Raw genomic sequence first — 18238 nt, forward strand, 5'->3', positions numbered from 1 at the left:
CGGCCACCCCCAAAAGGTAGCCGTTGCAACTCTTCTATTCCCCCAAAATCCGCTTCAAATACCCCCCATAATCGTTCTTCTTGAACCGCTCCGCGCGCGCGGCCAGTTGCGCGCGGTTGATCCAGCCCTGATCAAAAGCGATCTCATCAGGGCTGCCGGTCTGTAATCCCTGGCGCTTTTCAAGCGTGCGTACAAAATTGCCTGCATCCAGCAGAGACCCATGCGTGCCGGTATCCAGCCAGGCATAGCCGCGCCCCATGCGTTCGACGGACAGGCTGCCTTCGTGCAGATACATTTCCAAAAGCGTGGTGATTTCCAACTCGCCCCGGGCCGAAGGCTGGACTTCGCGCGCCCGCGCGGGGGCCTCTCCGTCCAGAAAATAAAGCCCGGTGACGGCAAAGTTTGAGGGCGGCACCTCGGGCTTTTCAATGATCGAAACTGCGCGGCCTTCGGCGTCAAAATCCACCACGCCATAGCGTTCCGGGTCGGCCACGCGATAGCCAAAGACCGTACCGCCAGAGGCGCGCTGATCGGCCGCCGCCAAGAGTTCCGGCAGGCCCTGTCCAAAGAAGATGTTGTCGCCCAGAACCAAGGCCGAGGGCGCGCCATCCAGAAAATCTTCGGCCAGAATATAGGCCTGCGCCAACCCATCGGGGCTGGGCTGTTTGATAAAGGTGAAAGACATGCCCCATTGGCTGCCATCTCCGAGCGTGCGCTGGAACTGGGCCTGATCGTCGGGGGTGGTGATGATCACCACTTCGCGGATGCCCGCCAGCATCAGGACCGACAGCGGGTAGTAGATCATCGGTTTGTCATAGACCGGCAGAAGCTGTTTGGAGACCCCCAGCGTGATCGGATAGAGCCGCGTGCCAGAGCCGCCTGCGAGGATAATGCCTTTGCGTTGGGTCATTGTGAATTCACCTTCAAGTCTGTCAGAACCCGGTCCAGCCCCATGCGCCAGTCCGGTTGCTCTATTTTGAAATCCTGCATCAGGCCTGTGCCGTCCATCCGGGAATTGAATGGGCGTTTGGCCGGCGTTGGGTAGTCCGCGCTGGGGATATCCGTCACCGTCACCGGCCGCCCGGCACGTTCAAATGTTTCGCGCGCGAAACACGCCCAACTGACCGCAGGCGCGCCGCCGTAGTGATAGATGCCGCTGGCCCCCTGCCCCGCTGCAAGCTGGCGCGCCATCTCAAGACAAGCGGCGGCAATATCTGCCGCTGGTGTCGGGCCACCGATCTGGTCGGCCACCACGCTCAGCGCATCGCGGGTTTCAGACAGCCGCAGCATGGTTTTCACGAAGTTATTGCCATGGGCGGAAAACACCCAAGAGGTGCGCAGGATGGCGTAGTGCCCGCCCGCCGCCTGAACTGCCTGTTCGCCCGCCAGCTTGCTGCGGCCATAGGCGTTGATCGGGGCAACCGGGTCCGTTGCCTTCCAAGGCTGGTCGCCAGAGCCGTCAAAGACGTAATCGGTTGAGATATGCACAAAGGGTATGCCCAATTCGGCGCAGGCCTTGGCCATGGCGCCGGGGGCTTCGCCATTGATGACGGTCGCCAGCGCTTCGTCGTCTTCGGCCTTGTCCACCGCGGTATAGGCGGCCGCATTGATCACCGCGTCAGGGCGCCGTTCCAGAATGACCGCCGCGCAGGCGGCGGGGTCTGACAGATCCGCCTGATCACGGCCCAGGGCCACAACCTCGGCCTGCCGTTGCAATTCGGTCGCCACCTGCCCGGTTTTGCCAAAGACCAGGATCATGCCTTTGTCCCCTTCCCAACTCCAAGCCGCTCACCCACGCCGTGCCGCGCCTGCAGGGGGTGCCACCAGGCTTCGTTATCAAGATACCAGCGCACGGTTTTCTCCAGCCCCTCTTCGACGGTCACAGACGGGCGCCAGCCGAGCTCCTTGCGGATGCGGCTCGGATCAATCGCGTAGCGCGCATCATGGCCGGGGCGATCGGTCACAAATGTGATTTGATCGGCATAGGGCAAACCATCGGCGCGCGGTTGCAAGCGATCCAGAATCCCGCAGAGCGTTTTTACGAGTTCCAAGTTGGTGCGCTCGTTTTCCCCGCCAATATTATAGGTCCGGCCCACCTTCCCCTTTGCCACCACGGTCAGCAGCGCATCGGCGTGATCTTCGACATAGAGCCAGTCGCGAATATTGGAGCCATCGCCATAGATCGGCAGGTCTTTCCCGGCCAGAGCATTCAGGATGATCACCGGAATGAGCTTTTCGGGGAAATGATAGGGGCCGTAGTTGTTGGAGCAATTGGTCAGCAGAACCGGCAACCCATAGGTTTCGGCCCAGGCCCGCACCAGATGGTCTGAGGCGGCTTTTGAGGCGGAATAGGGACTGCGCGGATCATAGGCGGTCTCTTCCGTGAACATCACGGCGGGGTCATTTGGCAGCGAACCATAGACCTCATCGGTGGAGATATGATGGAAGCGGAAGTTTTCGGGTTTGCCCGCTTCGATCCAATATTTGCGCGCGGCTTCCAGCATGTTGAAGGTGCCGGTGATATTTGTCTCGATGAAATCGCCCGGCCCGTCAATCGAGCGGTCCACATGGGATTCCGCCGCCAGATGCATGACGGCATCGGGTCTGTGTTGGGCAAAAACAGTGTCTAATGCCGCCCGATCGCGAATATCGGCCTGAACAAAGCTGTAATTTGGATGATCCGCAACCGAGGCCACGTTCTCAAGACAGGCCGCATAGGTCAGCGCATCCAGGTTCACCACCTGATGGCCTGCAGCAATGGCGCGGCGCACCACCGCTGATCCGATAAAGCCCGCACCGCCAGTGACAAGAAGTTTCATAGTCTTTATCCTTCCCAGACGAATGGGCTGTCGAAGTCTGCGAGGGTTTGGGCGGCGGCGTCTTTCTCGGACAGGAGCGCGTCGCCTTCAAATTCCCAATCAATGCCGCAGCTGTCCCAATGCACTGCGCCGTCACATTCGGGCGCGTAGTAATCGGTGCATTTATAAATGATTTCGGTGTTTGGCGCGCGGGTCAGGAAGCCGTGCAGGAAGCCTTTGGGCACCAGCAGCTGTTTGCCGTTTTCAGCGGTCAGTTCGACTGCCACATGCTGCCCGTAGGTGGGGGAGCCTTTACGCACATCCACAGCCACGTCCAAAAGCGCGCCTTGTCCGCAGCGCACAAGCTTGTCCTGCGCGTGGGGAGGGGATTGGAAGTGCAAACCGCGCACAGTGCCCACCTGGGCGGAAAGCGAATGGTTGTCCTGCACGAAATCCAGATCAATGCCGGCTTCTTCCATGCGCTGCTTGTTCCAGCTTTCGCTGAAAAAGCCACGGGCATCGCCAAAGCGGCGCGGTTCAAGGATCAGGACACCGGGGAGCGGGGTTTCTGTGACGTATAACATAATCTTCTTACATAATTTCGCGTGGCAATGGTCTCGGTCAGGCCCTGCATAACGAGCCAGTGCAACAAGTAAAAGTCTGCAATGAAATTCGGATGGGTTTCCCGGCAGGCTTTCGCAATATGCCTTAAGGTCGCCCAGAGTTCTGGCCGGAACCCTAGACGGAACTCTGGGCTGATTTCACCCAGCCCAAAAACGCCTTATCCGCGCTTTGCAGACGCGGCTTGCCGCTCTCGGCCCAGAAGCTGCGCCATTGGGCTTCCAGCGCGTAGACATCGGTGCCGGGGCGCAGGGCGCGGGCGGTGTCAAACGTTTCGGGTTTTAGTACCGGCGCGTCCAGATCGGCCACCACCTGGCCACGGCGGCTGACTGTGATCAGATCGCTCGGTTCTTCCAAAAGGTCATAATCGGGCAATTTGCCTTCCGCGATCATCTTGCGCATGGCCGCGCGAAACACCCTGAGCGGCGCAGCCGATCCCGCTTTTTTGTGCAGGGTCGCCACACTCACCCGCCATTCGGGCTGGCGGCCACAGTGTTTGCGGCAAAGCTCGTAGATGCGCCGCTCCAGCGGTTTGCGCAGGGAAAAGTAATCGCGGCTTAGCGTCAGCACCGATTTGGACTCCACTGCCCGGAACAGCCATTCAGAGAGCGTGACCATGACCGACACCATCCGTCCGCCTTTTGCCTTCCTGACAATCTCCCAGCTTTCGATCAGGCCAAAGCCACGGGTGGTTTCCACACCGCCCGTCGTCAGGTTCGTGGTGATGCGGGTGCCCGCCAGCCGCTCAAAGGCCTCCCGCAATCGCGTGTAGCCATCGCCCGAGGTATCGCGCCCTGTGGCCAACATCAGATCATGCGCCTTTAGCGTCAGCCTGCGGGAAATCGCCCGGCCTGCATTCACCGCCGCCATCAACTGGCTGATGCAGTAAATCAGAATGTCCTTGTCGTGGATCGTGGCGCGCCCCTTGACCGAGGGCGTCACCTGCACCGCCACGCCATTATGGGTGTACTCCAGAATGCGCCGGTCTGGTCGCGTCGACAGTGAAAAGATCGGATGTTCCATCGTCCCAAGATCATCCTTGGGGCTGGCGTCAAAAATATCGCAGACGAAGAAGTCGCCGGTTTTCACAGGGATCACCCCTGCCCCATTGGTCACACCTGATGAAACGGCTTGCGCCATACCTGTACCCTCACCAATGGACCTCAATGGTCCGCGCCTACTGCTCATTATGTCTCGCGGAAAGGCGCCAAATCCCGCTCGAATCCCTGCCCCCGTTTTCGGGGTTTCAGTGACGCCCACCCTAGAGTTATCCACAGGACGGGTCCAGAGGCACTTCGGAGGTTCAGAGTCGCCGCTTCGGGGGATCAGAGTCGGACCATCGGGGTTTCAGAGTCACTGCGCTCTTTGAAAATGGCCAAATGAGCCAGGATTCAAAGGGGTTTACGGCAAGGCCCAAATCCCCGTAACGTATAAATAACAGATAATAACTGAAAAAAGCGGGATCAGCGGTCAAACCGCAAGCGATCCGCAGGTTGAAATCCCTTGATTTGCTGAGAATATGATGGCCATGTCAGCTATTTTCTTTCATGTGTGCAGTTTTTTGCTATACTGGTCAAAAGGGCGAACATTGGCGAAAAGCACCTGAAAAAGAGCAGCCCCATCGCCCCACACAGGCACAGGCAATGATCACGGCATTGGATCACAGACATGGATCACTCAGATGAAATCTGACGCACAGGCGGGCAAACCTCCGTATTTTAATATTGATCCCGATCAGGCGCTCCGCATGTTGGGCGACCCGACCACCACGGCGGGGTTCGGCAGCATCGCCAAGGCCTGCGAAGCGGGGCGTACGGACCTCGCCAGCCGGGGGTTAGAGGCCGATGGCTCCCGTCAGCTGCGTCTGTTTTCGACCTGGGAAATCACCAAATATCTGATCCCTGTCGCCACCGGCCATTTCCGCCGCGTGCTGAAACAAAACCCTGACCTGCCCCAGGGCAGCAGCGAAACACCGGGTGGGGCGAAATGGTTTACGCTTGATGAGGTTCTGCGTCTGCGCGCCCACTTTGGCCAAGAGGGCAGCAAGGCCAAGGAATACCTCCCCTATCGGCCCGCCGGTCAGCCCGCCAAGCTGGTGGCTGTGGCAAACTTCAAAGGCGGGGTAGGCAAGACCTCCACAGCGGCCCATCTGGCCATGAGCGCGGCCCTGGATGGCTACAAGGTGCTGGTGGTGGATCTGGATAGCCAGGGCTCGATGACATCGGTTTTTGGCGGCAAAGTGGATGACGAATGGCAAACCGTCTTTCCCCTGCTGGCGCGCCACTACGCCCAGCATCTGCGGTCTGACAACCAGCGGCGGCTGGATCGGGGCGAAGCCCCCCTGCCCTTGGATGATACGCTGACCGACGCGCTGGAGGTCAAAGCGCAGGATCTGGTGCAAAACACCCATTGGCCCAATATCGACCTCATCGGCGCGCAGCTGAACCTCTACTGGGCTGAATTCCAGATCCCCGTCTGGCGCATGCAGGGGCGCGGCTGGAAGCTCTGGGAGGCGCTGACAGACAGCTTTGAGGCCGACGGCATCCTCGACCAATACGATGTCATCTTCATCGACACCCCCCCGGCCCTTGGCTATCTGACGATCAATGGCCTCGCCGCCGCTGACATCCTGCTCGTGCCCATGGGCGCGTCTTTCCTGGAGTTTGACAGCACCGGGCGGTTCTTTGACATGCTGCATTCCACCTTTGGCAGCATCGAGGAAGCCGAAAACATGGCCGCCCGTGCTTTGGGCCGCGATGAACTGGCCTTTCAATGGGATGCCGTCCGCGCGGTCGTGACCCGCTATGATGGCACGCAACAGGCCGAACTGGCGGCCCTCATGCAGGCCTATCTGGGCCAGACGCTTTCCCCGCATCGGCAGGATTTCACCGCGCTGATTGGTCAGGCAGGCGAACAGGTGCAGGGCATCTACGAGGCGGATTATCGGGATTTCAACCGCGAGACCTATGTGCGCGGCCGCGAAGCCTTCGATGCCACCTATGCCGCCTTCAAACAGTTGCTGATCGGCAGCTGGCGGCGCGATGAACTTGCCGAAAATGATACTGGGCAAGAGGCTGCAGAATGACCGTACGCCGACCTCACGCGATCTTAACCCCCTCTCCTGCTTCCTATGTGGCTCTGACACAGCCCAACCCTGCAGGAGTGCCCAATGACCATCCCATCTTCCCTCGTGCCTTCACAGGAGGTCCCCATGGCCAAGCGTAAACGCCTGACACCGGCCAACCCGGCCTTCTTTGCCGATCCAGCCCCTGCGGCGGATACCGCCAAACGCGCGCCCATTGCCGATGTCGCCTCTGATGCTTCTGCCATGGCCGCCTTAGAAGAGCTGACCCAGCGGCGTAAGGATGATCTGGAAAACGGCCGTCTGGTGCAAAGCCTGCCACTGTCGCAGATCGATCTGAATTATCTGGTGCGCGACCGCGTGGCCTTTGATGAGGCCGAGATGGAGACCCTCGTGGAATCCATCCGCACCCGCGGTCAGCAGATGCCCATCGAAGTGGTGGTGCTCGACGGTGGCCGCTACGGGCTGATTTCCGGCTGGCGACGCTGCGAAGCACTGCGGCGGCTGGCCGAAGAAGCCGGGCAGGGCGTTGCCATGGTCGAGGCGCTTTTGCGCAAACCCGATCAGGCCTCTGATGCCTATCTGGCCATGGTGGAAGAAAACGAAATCCGCGTGGGTCTGAGCTATTTCGAACGCGCGCGGATTGCCATGAAAGCGGTCGAGCAGGGCGTGTTTGACACGGAAAAACAGGCTCTACTCAGCCTGTTTAGAGCCGCATCTCGCGCCAAACGCTCCAAGATCCGCAGCTTTCTGACGGTGGTTGACGCATTGGGCGATCACCTGACCTACCCCCAGGCCATCGGCGAACGGCTGGGGCTGGGGCTGGCGAAGCAGATCGAAGACGACGCCGGTTTTGCGGCTAAGGTCCTTGGGGCGCTGCAACAGGCAAAACCCGACAGCGCCGAGGCCGAACAGGCCCAATTGCAAGCCCTGCTAAATGAGAGTCTAAAACAGGGGAAAACAGTCTCTAACAACGCCGAAGCAAAAGCCCCCAAACCCCAACCCAGCCGGCAAGAATTGCGCCCAGGGCTTGTGGCGGTTACGTCGGCCAAAGGTGATCGGCTGGAACTTTCAGGCGAGGCCCTGACCCCACAACTGCGCGCCAAACTGCTGAACTGGCTGAAATACCAGCGGTAGGAAACCGCCAAATGTTTCGCGCGCGAAACATTTTTTTGGGGGATGCAGAGCAGCATCAGCTCTTGTATGCACCCTCTGACAAACGAGACAATTGAGTGCAGGGGCGATGACAGCAGAATTCGACGTATCCCAATCTGCTGGGACACCTCACGTCACCATCCTCATGGCCACCTATGAGGGCGCAGTTTGGTTGCCAGAGCAACTGCAGAGCTTTACCGATCAAACGCATAAGAATTGGCAACTCTTGGCCAGTGATGATGGGTCTGCCGATGGCACGCAAGACCTGCTTGCAGCCTTTTACGAAACCCACCGGGGGCAGTTATTGCCAGGCCCGCAAGAAGGCAGCACGGCGAATTTCAAAAGCCTCTTGCTGCGCGCGGGCGACCATATGCCTTCGGGTGGCTGGCTGGCCTTTGCTGATCAGGATGACAAATGGCTTCCTGATCGTCTCTCCAGGGGCGTTGCCGCCCTGACTGACGTGCCCGAGGATCAGCCGGCGCTGTTCTGCAGCCGAACCTGGGTGGTTGATGAGGCGCTTGAGAACCGGCGATTGTCGGCCCCGCGCCCAAAGCCTCCGGCGTTCCGCAACGCTTTGGTGCAAAACATCGCCGCAGGGAACACCATCCTAGTCAATTCGGCCGGGGCGCGGCTGCTCTGTGCTGCGGCAGGCGATGCCGAAGCTTTTGTTGTGCATGACTGGTGGGCATATCAGATGATCACCGGGGCAGGGGGCCTTGTCCTGCATGAAGATGAGCCAACGCTGCTGTATCGCCAGCACGGCAATAACGCGATCGGAGCAAACTTAGGGTACTGGGCGCAGCTGGTGCGGCTCTGGGCTTTGTTGCGCGGCGATTTACACGCCTGGAGTGCGGTGAATGTCCCGGTTTTGCAGGCGTCATCGCATCGCTTCACGCCGGAAAATAAAACCGCGCTTGCGTTGTTTTCCGAGATGCATAGCGGGCGTTTTCTGCGCCGTCTTCAGGCATTTTTTCGCCTGCGTCCCTACCGGCAGTCCCGGTCTGGCACCTGCGCGATCTGGATTGCGACGCTGCTAAAGCGCGTTTAGCCGCAGCTCGGCAAAAAGCAGTTTTCTTTGCATGCCAGCGCCATATTGTAGCCTCAAAATTTCAGTCTTTTTTGATGCAGATCCGTATCGTTTAGGAGTTTCTTGTGTGTATTTTATGTTCCAGTGAGATGAAGGTCATTGAAGCCGTCAATGACGGACAGCCCTTGCCGGACGTTCTGGGGCAAGCTAGCTGGGCCGGGATCACACCACAGGCCGAGATCAGCGAAAGCGGCGATGCGGCCGCCAGCACCGCAACCTCGGCCAGCATGAGTGTGAATGACACCTTTGATGGCTCCATCAGTTCTTCGGGGGATGCGGATTGGGTCAGTATCACACTTGAAGCCGGTGAAACCTATGTGTTTTCGGCATGGGGCACTGGAGGGTATTACAACGGGGTGTCGGATACGGTCTTGGCGCTCTATGACAATAGCGGCACCTATGTTGGTGGCAATGACGATGCCTGGAGCGGTGTAAATAGTTTTTCGCAATATAGCTTCACCGCGACAAGCTCTGGCACCTATTATATAGCCGTTTCAGGCTATGGGTCGGACACGGGCGACTATACGCTGCAGGCAGCAACCAATGTGTTTACCGTAGAGCAGATTGCGACGCAGATGACGGAATTCGGCTGGGGCGTAAACACCACGCTGCAGCATGACGAGAAGGCCGGCGACACGATGACGGTCAATATCTCGGCGCTGACAGCAGACGGGCAAAAGCTGGCGCTCTGGGCGCTGGAAGCCTGGTCCAATGTGACGGGCATCACCTATACAACCAGCACATCGTCTGGTGCAGACATCCTGTTTGATGATGAGGCCTCGGGGGCTTTTGCAGGACCGGACAGCTACTATCCAACGAATGGCAATATCGTGCAGTCCTCGGTTAACGTCAGCAAGACCTGGCTTGATTACTACGGCACGACGATCGACAGCTATGCTTACCTCGCCTATATGCATGAAATCGGCCATGCGATGGGGCTGATGCATACTGGCAATTACAACGGGTCTGCGACCTATGGCAGTAGCAATCACTATTTGAACGACAGCTACCAGATGTCGGTCATGTCCTATTTCAGCAATAGCGAAAACACCTATGTGGACGCGTCAAATTACCGGCCCGTGACGCCGATGATTGCGGATATCTATGCAATCCAGTCCCTATATGGCACACCAACCGTGCATGCTGGCAATACGGTCTGGGGAGCGAACTCCAATGTCGGCGGCTATCTTGGGACGCTTTTTGGTTACATGTTTGATGGTGATGCGGTGGACAGCAGCGTCTACGGCGGTGGTGCGGTCGGGCTGACCATCTATGACAGCGGCGGCACCGACCTGATTGATGTGTCCACGCGCAGCGAAAACCAACTTGTGGACCTGCGGCAAGGCGGGATCAGCAATATCGCCGGGCAAACCGGCAATTTGGTGATTGCCATCGGAGCAGTGATCGAAAATCTGTCGACTGGCAGCGGCAATGATACGCTGATTGGTAATGCTGCGAACAATGTACTGGATGCGGGCGCGGGAAATGACACGGTCGATGGGGGTGCAGGGACGGATACGGCTGTGATTGGAGCTGGCTACGCAAGCGTAACTGTCACGGACCTTGGCGGTGGCGTTGTGCAGATCGTTTCGGCGGACGGCACGGACCGATTCACAAACATCGAATATTTTCAGTTCTCGGACCAGACCGTGAGCTTGGCGACCCTGTTGGGAGCGGGGAGCACGGGACCAACGCCGGACGCGGATTCCATTACGGGTAGTGCTAGCAATGATGTTATCGACAGCCTTGCCGGCGATGACACCGTAAATGGCGGTGCTGGTCATGACACGCTTTCCGGTGGGTCGGGGAATGATAGGCTCTTTGGCGGTGTGGGCTATGACCGTTTATTTGGTGGCAATGATAATGATCGTGCCGAGGGCGGTGCCGGCAACGACCTGCTACGTGGCGGTGGCGGAGAAGATGCCTTGCTCGGTCAGGACGGCAGCGACGTATTGTTTGGCGACCGTGGCAACGACACGCTTATGGGCGGTGCGGAGTCTGATGAACTTTATGGTGGCTACCAAGATGACATTCTACATGGTGGGGACGGTGACGACTTCCTCAAGGGGGAATTGGGTGCGGATACGCTGAACGGGGACGCCGGGAATGACACGATGTTTGGCGGCTATCAGGATGATGTCCTGAATGGTGGCACTGGCGATGATTTCGCGCGTGGCGGTGGGGACAAAGATACGCTCAATGGTGAGGACGGGGCCGACACTCTGTTTGGCGACCGCGGCAACGATGTGTTGAACGGCGGAACCGGGGCGGACCAGCTTTATGGTGGCTATCAGAATGATGTGTTGAATGGCGGTGGCGGCAACGACCTGCTGAACGGCGAACTCGGCGCCGACACTTTGAACGGTGGGATCGGTGCGGATAGCCTTTTTGGCGGCTATCAGGACGATGTACTGGATGGCAGTTGGGGCAATGACCTTGTGCGCGGCGGTGGGGATAACGATACGGTCTCTGGCGGTGACGGCAATGACGCTGTGCATGGGGACCTTGGCAATGACGAAGTCAACGGGGAGAGCGGTAATGATGTTCTGACCGGCGGTGGCGGCAATGACACGCTCACTGGTGGCAGTGGCAATGACACGATGGCCGGCGGCGCGGGCAGCGATACGTTTGTCTTTGCGGATGATCACGGGGTAGACCGCATCCTTGGTTTTGACGCAGGAAGTAGTCAGGAACGTATTGATTTCATTGAGATTTCCGCAATTACCGGCCTGAGCGACCTCCTGTCCAACCACGCCGTGCAATCGGGTAGCGATGTGGTGATTGACACAGGATCGGGCAATTCCATCACGCTGGCCGGAATTAGCCTGAGCGATTTGGATGCGACGGATTTTATTTTCTGAGGGGGTCTTGCAATGAGAAGTTGGCGGTGTGCCCGATTTTCCCACAGGTATTTGTGCGGCTAAGGATGATCGGATAAACGACGTAGAAAAATTAGACCGCTTTCTCCGAAGTAACTATCTGCGTTTTCGCGGGATGCAATTTCGCGGAACTTAGCGTTGTCGAGCGATAGAGCATAGCCATACTCGGACATCTTGTCGATCCAGTAGGCTTCGGGCTGCGTATTCACATGATGGTGACCCTTCTGCCCCGGTAGGGCGTGGGTCATCATAACGATAGGGGCATTTATTAACGTCTTCAAAAGGTTGTCGATGAATTCTTCTTTAATGTGTTCGACCACTTCGACGCAATGCACCAAGTCGCATGGGTATATATAGGGGCCAGCCTTCAGATCATGTAGGGCAATGGGATATTTGGCGTTTAGAACGTTACGCGGTAACCCATCAAATCCATGAGCAATTATACCCTGACGATGGAAGAAACTCAGGGCGTTGCCTTCACCGGCACCGATGTCCAAAACTGTTCTGGGTGAAAATCGATCAATCAGAAAACGCCATAGGGCTGGCGTGATTGCTTGAGTATCACCGTGTAGCAGGTTTCCGCCAAGATCTGGAGCTTCGTCATCAACTACACAAAAATCTTTCCAATAGCCGTGCATGTCGTGAAAGCCCTGTTTAAGAATACTATTCTTGGACCATAGGTGAGACTATTTTGAGTTGCAATCGTTCGGCGCTAGATTAGAATGGGTACTCTTTAGGAGTTTTCATCAAACCAAGTTTTTGCATCCGAGCGCTGCTCTGAAAACGCTCCGAATATTCATATATGGCCTTGGTGTCGGGTCGGTGATGTAAGGCTCGGTCATAGGCTTGATACTGTCGAGCCTCTGCAAAATGTTCCTGTCTTTCTGTTTCTTCTCGTGCAGTTTCTGCGAAATCCTGCAACATCTTGAAATGCAGCAAAAGCCCGGTCACCGGGGCTACGCGGACGCCATCTATTTTATGGGTTGAGGCGGTGAGGTACAGATCGTCGCGCCAGCGCACCAAAGGAAATTTCTGCAAGAAAGGTGCTGGGTAGTCCATGTCTTGCGATGCCCAGAACAGCCGTTGGCGAGGGCCGCCGCGCACGGGAAGGCCTGCGCTTGGAGTGCCTGCTTTACCGAGTGTATAGCCCTGCGTGTCAAAATAAGGGCAACAGTCCAATAGGTTCTCACCGGCGACATATCCCGTCTCTGCAAAAGGGCGGTCCGCATACATATCCAGCATCGGCGCGACCATGGCGTCGGTTTCGATCTGCTCAAGGTAGGTCAGCAGATCGCGCAGGGCGGTCCGTTCATACCCTGGGAAAATAAAAAACTCATCAATATCCAGAATAAGTGTCCAATGCCCAGATGCATATGTGGTCAGCAGGGTATTCTGCCAGTCAATCCCGCATTGGCTGGCAGAATAGCTCTGGTCGGTATGGAAGAGCGTGACGTCAGACTGTGCCTGCAGAAACGCGCGCGAGCCATCACTGGATCCATTGTCCACCAAGAGAAAACGGGTCACACCCAACTGCCGGTGGTAGCGCAGAAACCATGGCAGGCGCAGGGCTTCGTTGCGCAGGCACCCGATGATGAGAATATCATCGGGGCGGATATCTGGGGCGTCACTGAGGCGGGTCAGCACGGCAGATGATCCGAGTCAGCGGGGTACCCGAGTTCGCGCATCAGGGTCAGATGGTGCGGAGCGAAAGACGATAAAACATGGGTTGGGCGGGGTTTATTAGCGATCTTGGGGTTAATCAGGGTTTCCGCTTGCTGCTGCCATTCAGAGGGACTGCGCAACCCGGTGAAGCGGGCCACCTTATCAAGGTTGTCCTGCGGGGAGGCCAGAATGTCTTCGTGCCGGACTTCGAGATAGCTGCCGGGGGAGAGGCGTGTGGCCTCGTTGCGAATACGCGTGAGCCGATCATGCCAGAGTTCGGAATAGCGTGCCATGTCAGGCGGGGTATCTGGGGCGTCTATTCCTGGGAAGTCCAGCGACAACGGGCACCAGAACCGCTGCCCAAGCGCGGCGAGAGCTTGATAGCCGGGATGTTTTGACATGGATTGCGCTACAGCTGCGCCATCGCGGATCAGATGAATGACTTTGCACTTGGGCCAATGGATTTGCAGGGTGCTGGCCATATACCCATAGTCCGGGGTCTTATCGGCCCAAAGCGTTTTGCCGTGTTGCCGGGCGAAATACCGCCCCAGGGCATCGCAGAAGTCTGCGGGCGGCAGGCGGTCAGGCAAATTCATTTCAGTCAGAAACCGCGCGCTGTCGACTTCGGTAATGGTAGAGCCATCCACATGCCGCGAGCGTTGGATGACATCCAGCATGGCGGAAGGGGCTGCCTGCGCCGTACCGAACCATTCGTGGAGCTTGGCAAACCAATGGGTTTCGTTGAAGACAAAGAGATCAGGATGGTAATTGAACATGCTGCGCAACAATTTCGAACCGCAGCGCCCGGTTCCGACGACGCAAAATTCCATAGGGCCTCCTGATCAGCTCCGCAGCAGCTCTATCATTGTTCGGTCCAGAGTGACACGGCTTTCGGCAATATCCTGTTGCAATTGGGCCTGTGAGGGAAGTGCGTCCTGCATAACGGCTTCAATGCCGCGGCTGTGTAACATCTGGTACCACCGGCGCCAGTGCCAGCCCATATTCATTGGAAAATCCGCATTGGCCGCGTAAGACGCCCCGCCGTTTTCGACCTTGGACTGCATCTGTTGTTCAGAGCGGACAGGGTAGTGATAGATCTGAATGTCGGAAGGGACGACCGCCGCTTTATGGGCATAGCGAGCGTTGTGATTGCCTTGGGTAATTTCCTGTAGGCCCCGGGTTTGGCATAGTATCTTTGGCGGAAGTTTGCGATAAAAATAGGGGCAGGGCAGGGGGGTAAGCAAGGGCAGCTCGGAGACAGGGACAGCTTGGGGCGTGGTGACACGGTAGAGCGCGCGTTCTGACCAGCGGGTTGGCGGACGGGCCTGATCGTAGGCAAAGAGCATATTGTAGCGCTCACACTTAAGGCCGTCGGCGGTCTGCCCCGCGAGTTGGTCCTTCAGGTCACCTGTCCGGCTAAGCCAGAATTCATCGGCATCGTTGTTCAGCACCCAAGTCGCGCCGAGGGTATCGCGGGCCAAGAAGGCGGCATTGCTCATCCAGAGGGATTGATTGTAATTCTGCTCAGGTTCATCTAGGACAGTAACGGGAGCTTCCCGAGCGTAGTCGGCTAGAATATCGCGGGTGCCGTCTACAGAGCCGTTGTCGATTACGACGATGTGGTCAATGCCTTGGCTGAAATGAAAATCGAGGTTTTGCTGAATAATGTCGATTTCATCTCTGACGAGCAGCGTCATCACCAGCGTCATAGTTTTTCAATCCTTATTATGACAGGCCTCGATATAAAAAAGAAAAGGCGATAAAACCCGAAACCAATTTTCAAAGGCTTAAAGGTCACGCCTGCGAGGCCTCTGTTCTGTTTATAGAAAATAGAGCTGGTTGGTCAGGGTAAATCCGGCATAGCCTAATAAAGCAATTGTTTGCTCCAAATGCGCTGGGCAGTGTGTGCGTAATTGAAGTTTCATGTATTGCGTTACTCACTTTTGTGTTGGCGTTGCCTTGAATAAAACCAGAGAAGAACCCTCGCCAAAAGGGGTCACCGGAAAATATTCAATATTTTTCTAAGGGGTGCACTTGCGCGCCAAAAAGTGCTGCTGGCAATAGCATGACGTTCATTCTCCACTCGAGCGACGAGGGCGTGGAGTTCAGTGTTTTCTCTGTTTAGCAGATTATACTGGTCTTGCAGCTCAATGTGCTTGGATCTGGTGCGGTCATTTTCTGTTTTTAGAGATTGAACAACCTTATCCAGAGTATGTCGTTTTTGGTACATACGCTGATAGGTGTGGTGGTTGGTTTCCAACTTAGCCTCGCATTGTATCAGGAGCTTGCCAAGGGTCGCAAGTTCATGGTCTCGCTGTGTCACCCCTTGAGCCATCAGGCGCATTTCGGTGTCTCTTAGACGCATTTCTGCCTGTAAAGCATCTATTTCCACATGAAGCGCCGCATTAGTTGCGCGTAGAGCTTCGAGGCCCTGTACGAGTTCTGATTTTGTCATGTTAACCTCTGAGCGTGATGCCGGCTGTTCAGCGGTGGTTCCGCCTTGTAGGAATGACAGAGACTGAAGAGCAACACTGGAGTCATCTACTGTCGTTATCAGGCGCCTGACCCGTTCGCGGATGCGGTCAAGAGTTGCGTAATCCTCGGTATTTTCGCCGCTCAGAGCCCAATTTTGGAAGATTGCGTAGATAGTTTTGACAAGGGCTGGCAAAGGCTGCCCAGTTGTTTCTTTTTGATGGCGCAATGAGGGATCGAGAAAGTCGGCGACCGCTTTTCTGACATCGGAGTCCGACTTCAGTTGTGCTTCTGGCAAGAGCGAGCGTATTTTTCCGATAGTCTCGAATGGGGTTTCTAAAAGTTGGGCATAATTTGCGAAGAGCCTAGTCTTGTCGCGGGAAAAGGCTTCGGCTTCAAGAACATAGTTGATCCAAATCAAGATGCCCGTCTGCAAATCAAGCCCGTTCCGCGACTGCAGGGATTGCGCCACTTCGACAGGGTGGCGGATCGGCAGCAGAAAAGTGACATGCCGTCCCCAACGCTCGAGCACTTCGATCCAGAAGGGTACAAGTCTGCAAATACGCGGGTCTTTTAGGGCAATCAGGGGGGCATCGCCAAATTCGCTTTCAAGCAGTTCCAGCGCTTCGTCCACCAACTCTGGTGCCTCGGCTGCGGTAACCGCGGTCATGGGAGACCAGCTATCCCAGGTCCGCTCTCGCAAACCCAGTAGGCGGTCATTCAGGCGAGCAATAGCTTTGGCTTCGAAAAACCCCTTAGCGTTCTGAGCGCCTGCGCCAATTTGATGTGCGGGCATCTGCGCTCCTAAAATCCCCGTTAGCCCGGTCACGGCTGAGGTGCCAGAGCGATGCATACCGAGCACTAAAAGGGCTTGAGGTCTTGATTCAATGCCCACCATTCAATGCCTTTTTCAAAATAGCGTCGTAGATATCTACATTTTGCTCGGCGATCCACCCTTCCTGTAGGGTACGCAGTGCGTTGTAGACCAAGTGTTGTCGTAACGTATGGTCTTCAAGCAGCCTTCGCAGGGCTGAGGTCCATGCACCAGGCTTATCTGGCACAAGCAGGCAGTTTTCCTCATGCTTGGCTAATCCGCGAATATCCGGGCTGTCAGCGCAGACTACTGCAGCCCCAAGAGCCGCAGACCGGGCAAACTTATAGGCGGGGTCCAGCGTCCTTTCTGGCACAAGCACAATGTCCCATTGGGCGATTTCCTGTAGCCAAGATAAGAATTCAGGGTGTTGTAAAGCAGGGTCGTTACGGCGCTTAAAGAAACCTACCCTTTTCCCAACAATCGGATCCGTATTTTGATACGGGCCCACTATTTCCAATTCGGCGTTACTTTGCTCCAGCACCTGTTTCAAATCGCTTGCAATGCGAGCGATATCTGGGAGGTTTTGTTTCGTTCCAAAATACCCAATTTTTAAAGGTGAACCCGGCGCGCGCAACGCGTCGCCCAACACCCAGCTTTCTCGGCTAAGAAAGCTGGGGACAATTGTCGCTTTGCTTTCCAAATCCTGTGGAAGGTTCTGTCCCGTTGTTATGGTGATTACATCTGCGGCCTCAGCGCACATGCGTTCGGGTTTATTGATGACAATGTCTGGTCGGTTGCCGATGTCATAGATCAGGCGTCCGCCCGCTTTGCGCCAGGCACTTTGCCATGCCTCAAAGTGGTCCTTCAACTGACGGGGTACTTGCCCTTGGACAACAGCAATCTCGGCGCTACCGGGCGTGGGTAGGTTACCCGCAGCTGAGATACGAATGTTCCAGTTGGCCTGTAAGCCGTTTTGCAAAAGGGGGCCAGGTAGCCTTTCGTTACCACGACCTGGCAGATCATCACGTCCAGGCGCAGAGGTATCCGAGAGGACCGCCACACGAGGTCGAATTGGCTTGGGAAATGTAGCACGTCTTTCACTGAGTGCTGGTGCGAAGGTCAGAAGCTCACTGATGGCTGCGCGGTCAGGAGAATAACGGCTTGCGGTTTCGATCGCACGCAGCTTCATGACAGCCAGCTTCTCACGATCCCGTAGAAGTGGCGCAATGTAATCGAAGGCTCCTACCACATCTAGTGTATCAATGATCAACCCGTTGGCACCATCGACAGCATACTCCCTACCGCCGCCGACGTTGGGCACTGCGGAAAGCGTGCCGCAGGCCATGGCTTCAAGTCCTGTTCTGCCGAAGGCTTGGTAATCCGACATGTCGATAAAAAGGTCTGAGCTGCGTAGCAGGGCTGCTACTTCGGGACGGGTCAAAATGCCGTGGTTAATAAATTCGAAATCCTGAGGGAGTTCTTGAAACTCTTCTGTCGTCGTATCGCATCCAAAAATGCGGATGGTAATAGCATTACCAAACTCATCTTTCAGAAGGGCGAGTAACTCCATGGTACGTCTCGCACCACGCCGTGGTGTGCGCGGACGGATCATAGCGCTGACACAGAGGCGCCCATCAGGTTCGACGACTCTTGGTCCAGAGAGGCTAT

At 56.6% G+C, this 18238-nt stretch carries 15 protein-coding genes; 4 read left to right on the forward strand and 11 right to left on the reverse strand.

All coding sequences use genetic code 11. From position 1 onward, the window contains the following. Positions 1 to 34 precede the first annotated feature (34 nt). From rfbA to BUA39_RS16290, 5 genes are all read right to left on the reverse strand, one after another. Positions 35 to 910 (reverse strand): glucose-1-phosphate thymidylyltransferase RfbA, encoded by an 876-nt coding sequence (rfbA, locus tag BUA39_RS16270; protein WP_072794288.1) that lies wholly within the window; start codon positions 908 to 910, stop codon positions 35 to 37. Next, a complete protein-coding gene (gene rfbD / locus BUA39_RS16275; RefSeq protein WP_072794289.1) occupies positions 907 to 1758 on the reverse strand; it encodes a dTDP-4-dehydrorhamnose reductase in 852 nt (283 codons plus the stop codon). The genes rfbA and rfbD overlap by 4 nt, the downstream gene beginning before the upstream one ends. After that, entirely contained in the window at positions 1755 to 2819 is a 1065-nt protein-coding gene (rfbB, locus tag BUA39_RS16280) for a dTDP-glucose 4,6-dehydratase (protein ID WP_072794290.1), read from the reverse strand. Before rfbB ends, rfbD begins: the two co-directional genes overlap by 4 nt. A 5-nt stretch (positions 2820 to 2824) precedes the next feature. Beyond that, positions 2825 to 3382 carry a dTDP-4-dehydrorhamnose 3,5-epimerase gene (rfbC, locus tag BUA39_RS16285; protein ID WP_072794291.1) on the reverse strand — a complete coding sequence of 186 codons (558 nt, stop codon included), beginning with the start codon at positions 3380 to 3382 and terminating at the stop codon, positions 2825 to 2827. A 154-nt stretch (positions 3383 to 3536) separates the two neighbouring features. Further along, a complete protein-coding gene (locus BUA39_RS16290; RefSeq protein ID WP_072794292.1) occupies positions 3537 to 4559 on the reverse strand; it encodes a replication initiator protein A in 1023 nt (340 codons plus the stop codon). Positions 4560 to 5100: 541 nt separating this feature from the next. Between BUA39_RS16290 and BUA39_RS16295 the strand changes: the two genes are divergently transcribed. From BUA39_RS16295 to BUA39_RS16310, 4 genes are all read left to right on the forward strand, one after another. Next, complete coding sequence (locus tag BUA39_RS16295) at positions 5101 to 6504, forward strand: AAA family ATPase (RefSeq protein WP_072794293.1); 1404 nt, start codon at positions 5101 to 5103, stop codon at positions 6502 to 6504. 126 nt (positions 6505 to 6630) lie between these two features. Next, positions 6631 to 7638 carry a ParB/RepB/Spo0J family partition protein gene (locus BUA39_RS16300; RefSeq protein ID WP_072794294.1) on the forward strand — a complete coding sequence of 336 codons (1008 nt, stop codon included), beginning with the start codon at positions 6631 to 6633 and terminating at the stop codon, positions 7636 to 7638. A 106-nt stretch (positions 7639 to 7744) separates the two neighbouring features. Further along, entirely contained in the window at positions 7745 to 8704 is a 960-nt protein-coding gene (locus tag BUA39_RS16305; protein WP_072794295.1) for a glycosyltransferase, read from the forward strand. A 128-nt stretch (positions 8705 to 8832) separates the two neighbouring features. Beyond that, positions 8833 to 11604 carry a M10 family metallopeptidase C-terminal domain-containing protein gene (locus BUA39_RS16310; protein WP_072794296.1) on the forward strand — a complete coding sequence of 924 codons (2772 nt, stop codon included), beginning with the start codon at positions 8833 to 8835 and terminating at the stop codon, positions 11602 to 11604. Positions 11605 to 11663: 59 nt separating this feature from the next. On the opposite strand, the gene BUA39_RS16315 is transcribed toward BUA39_RS16310, so the two are convergent. The 6 genes from BUA39_RS16315 to BUA39_RS16340 all read right to left on the reverse strand — a co-directional run. Next, positions 11664 to 12260: a methyltransferase domain-containing protein gene (locus BUA39_RS16315; RefSeq protein WP_072794297.1), complete on the reverse strand. Its 597-nt coding sequence runs from the start codon at positions 12258 to 12260 to the stop codon at positions 11664 to 11666. 79 nt (positions 12261 to 12339) lie between these two features. After that, positions 12340 to 13266 carry a glycosyltransferase family 2 protein gene (locus BUA39_RS16320; protein WP_072794298.1) on the reverse strand — a complete coding sequence of 309 codons (927 nt, stop codon included), beginning with the start codon at positions 13264 to 13266 and terminating at the stop codon, positions 12340 to 12342. Continuing rightward, a complete protein-coding gene (locus tag BUA39_RS16325; RefSeq protein WP_072794299.1) occupies positions 13260 to 14114 on the reverse strand; it encodes a sulfotransferase family protein in 855 nt (284 codons plus the stop codon). The genes BUA39_RS16320 and BUA39_RS16325 overlap by 7 nt, the downstream gene beginning before the upstream one ends. Before the next feature lie 12 nt (positions 14115 to 14126). After that, positions 14127 to 14993, reverse strand: a complete 867-nt coding sequence (locus tag BUA39_RS16330) for a glycosyltransferase family 2 protein (protein WP_072794300.1) — start codon at positions 14991 to 14993, stop codon at positions 14127 to 14129. A gap of 287 nt (positions 14994 to 15280) precedes the next feature. Further along, positions 15281 to 16654, reverse strand: coding sequence for a sulfotransferase family protein (locus tag BUA39_RS16335; RefSeq protein ID WP_072794301.1), 1374 nt, complete (start codon positions 16652 to 16654; stop codon positions 15281 to 15283). Continuing rightward, positions 16641 to 18238: glycosyltransferase family 4 protein (locus BUA39_RS16340; protein ID WP_131814616.1), on the reverse strand; the 1598-nt coding region annotated here is incomplete at its 5' end. The genes BUA39_RS16340 and BUA39_RS16335, both read right to left, overlap by 14 nt.

The organism is Cognatishimia maritima, assembly GCF_900129685.1.
Lineage (GTDB): Bacteria > Pseudomonadota > Alphaproteobacteria > Rhodobacterales > Rhodobacteraceae > Cognatishimia > Cognatishimia maritima.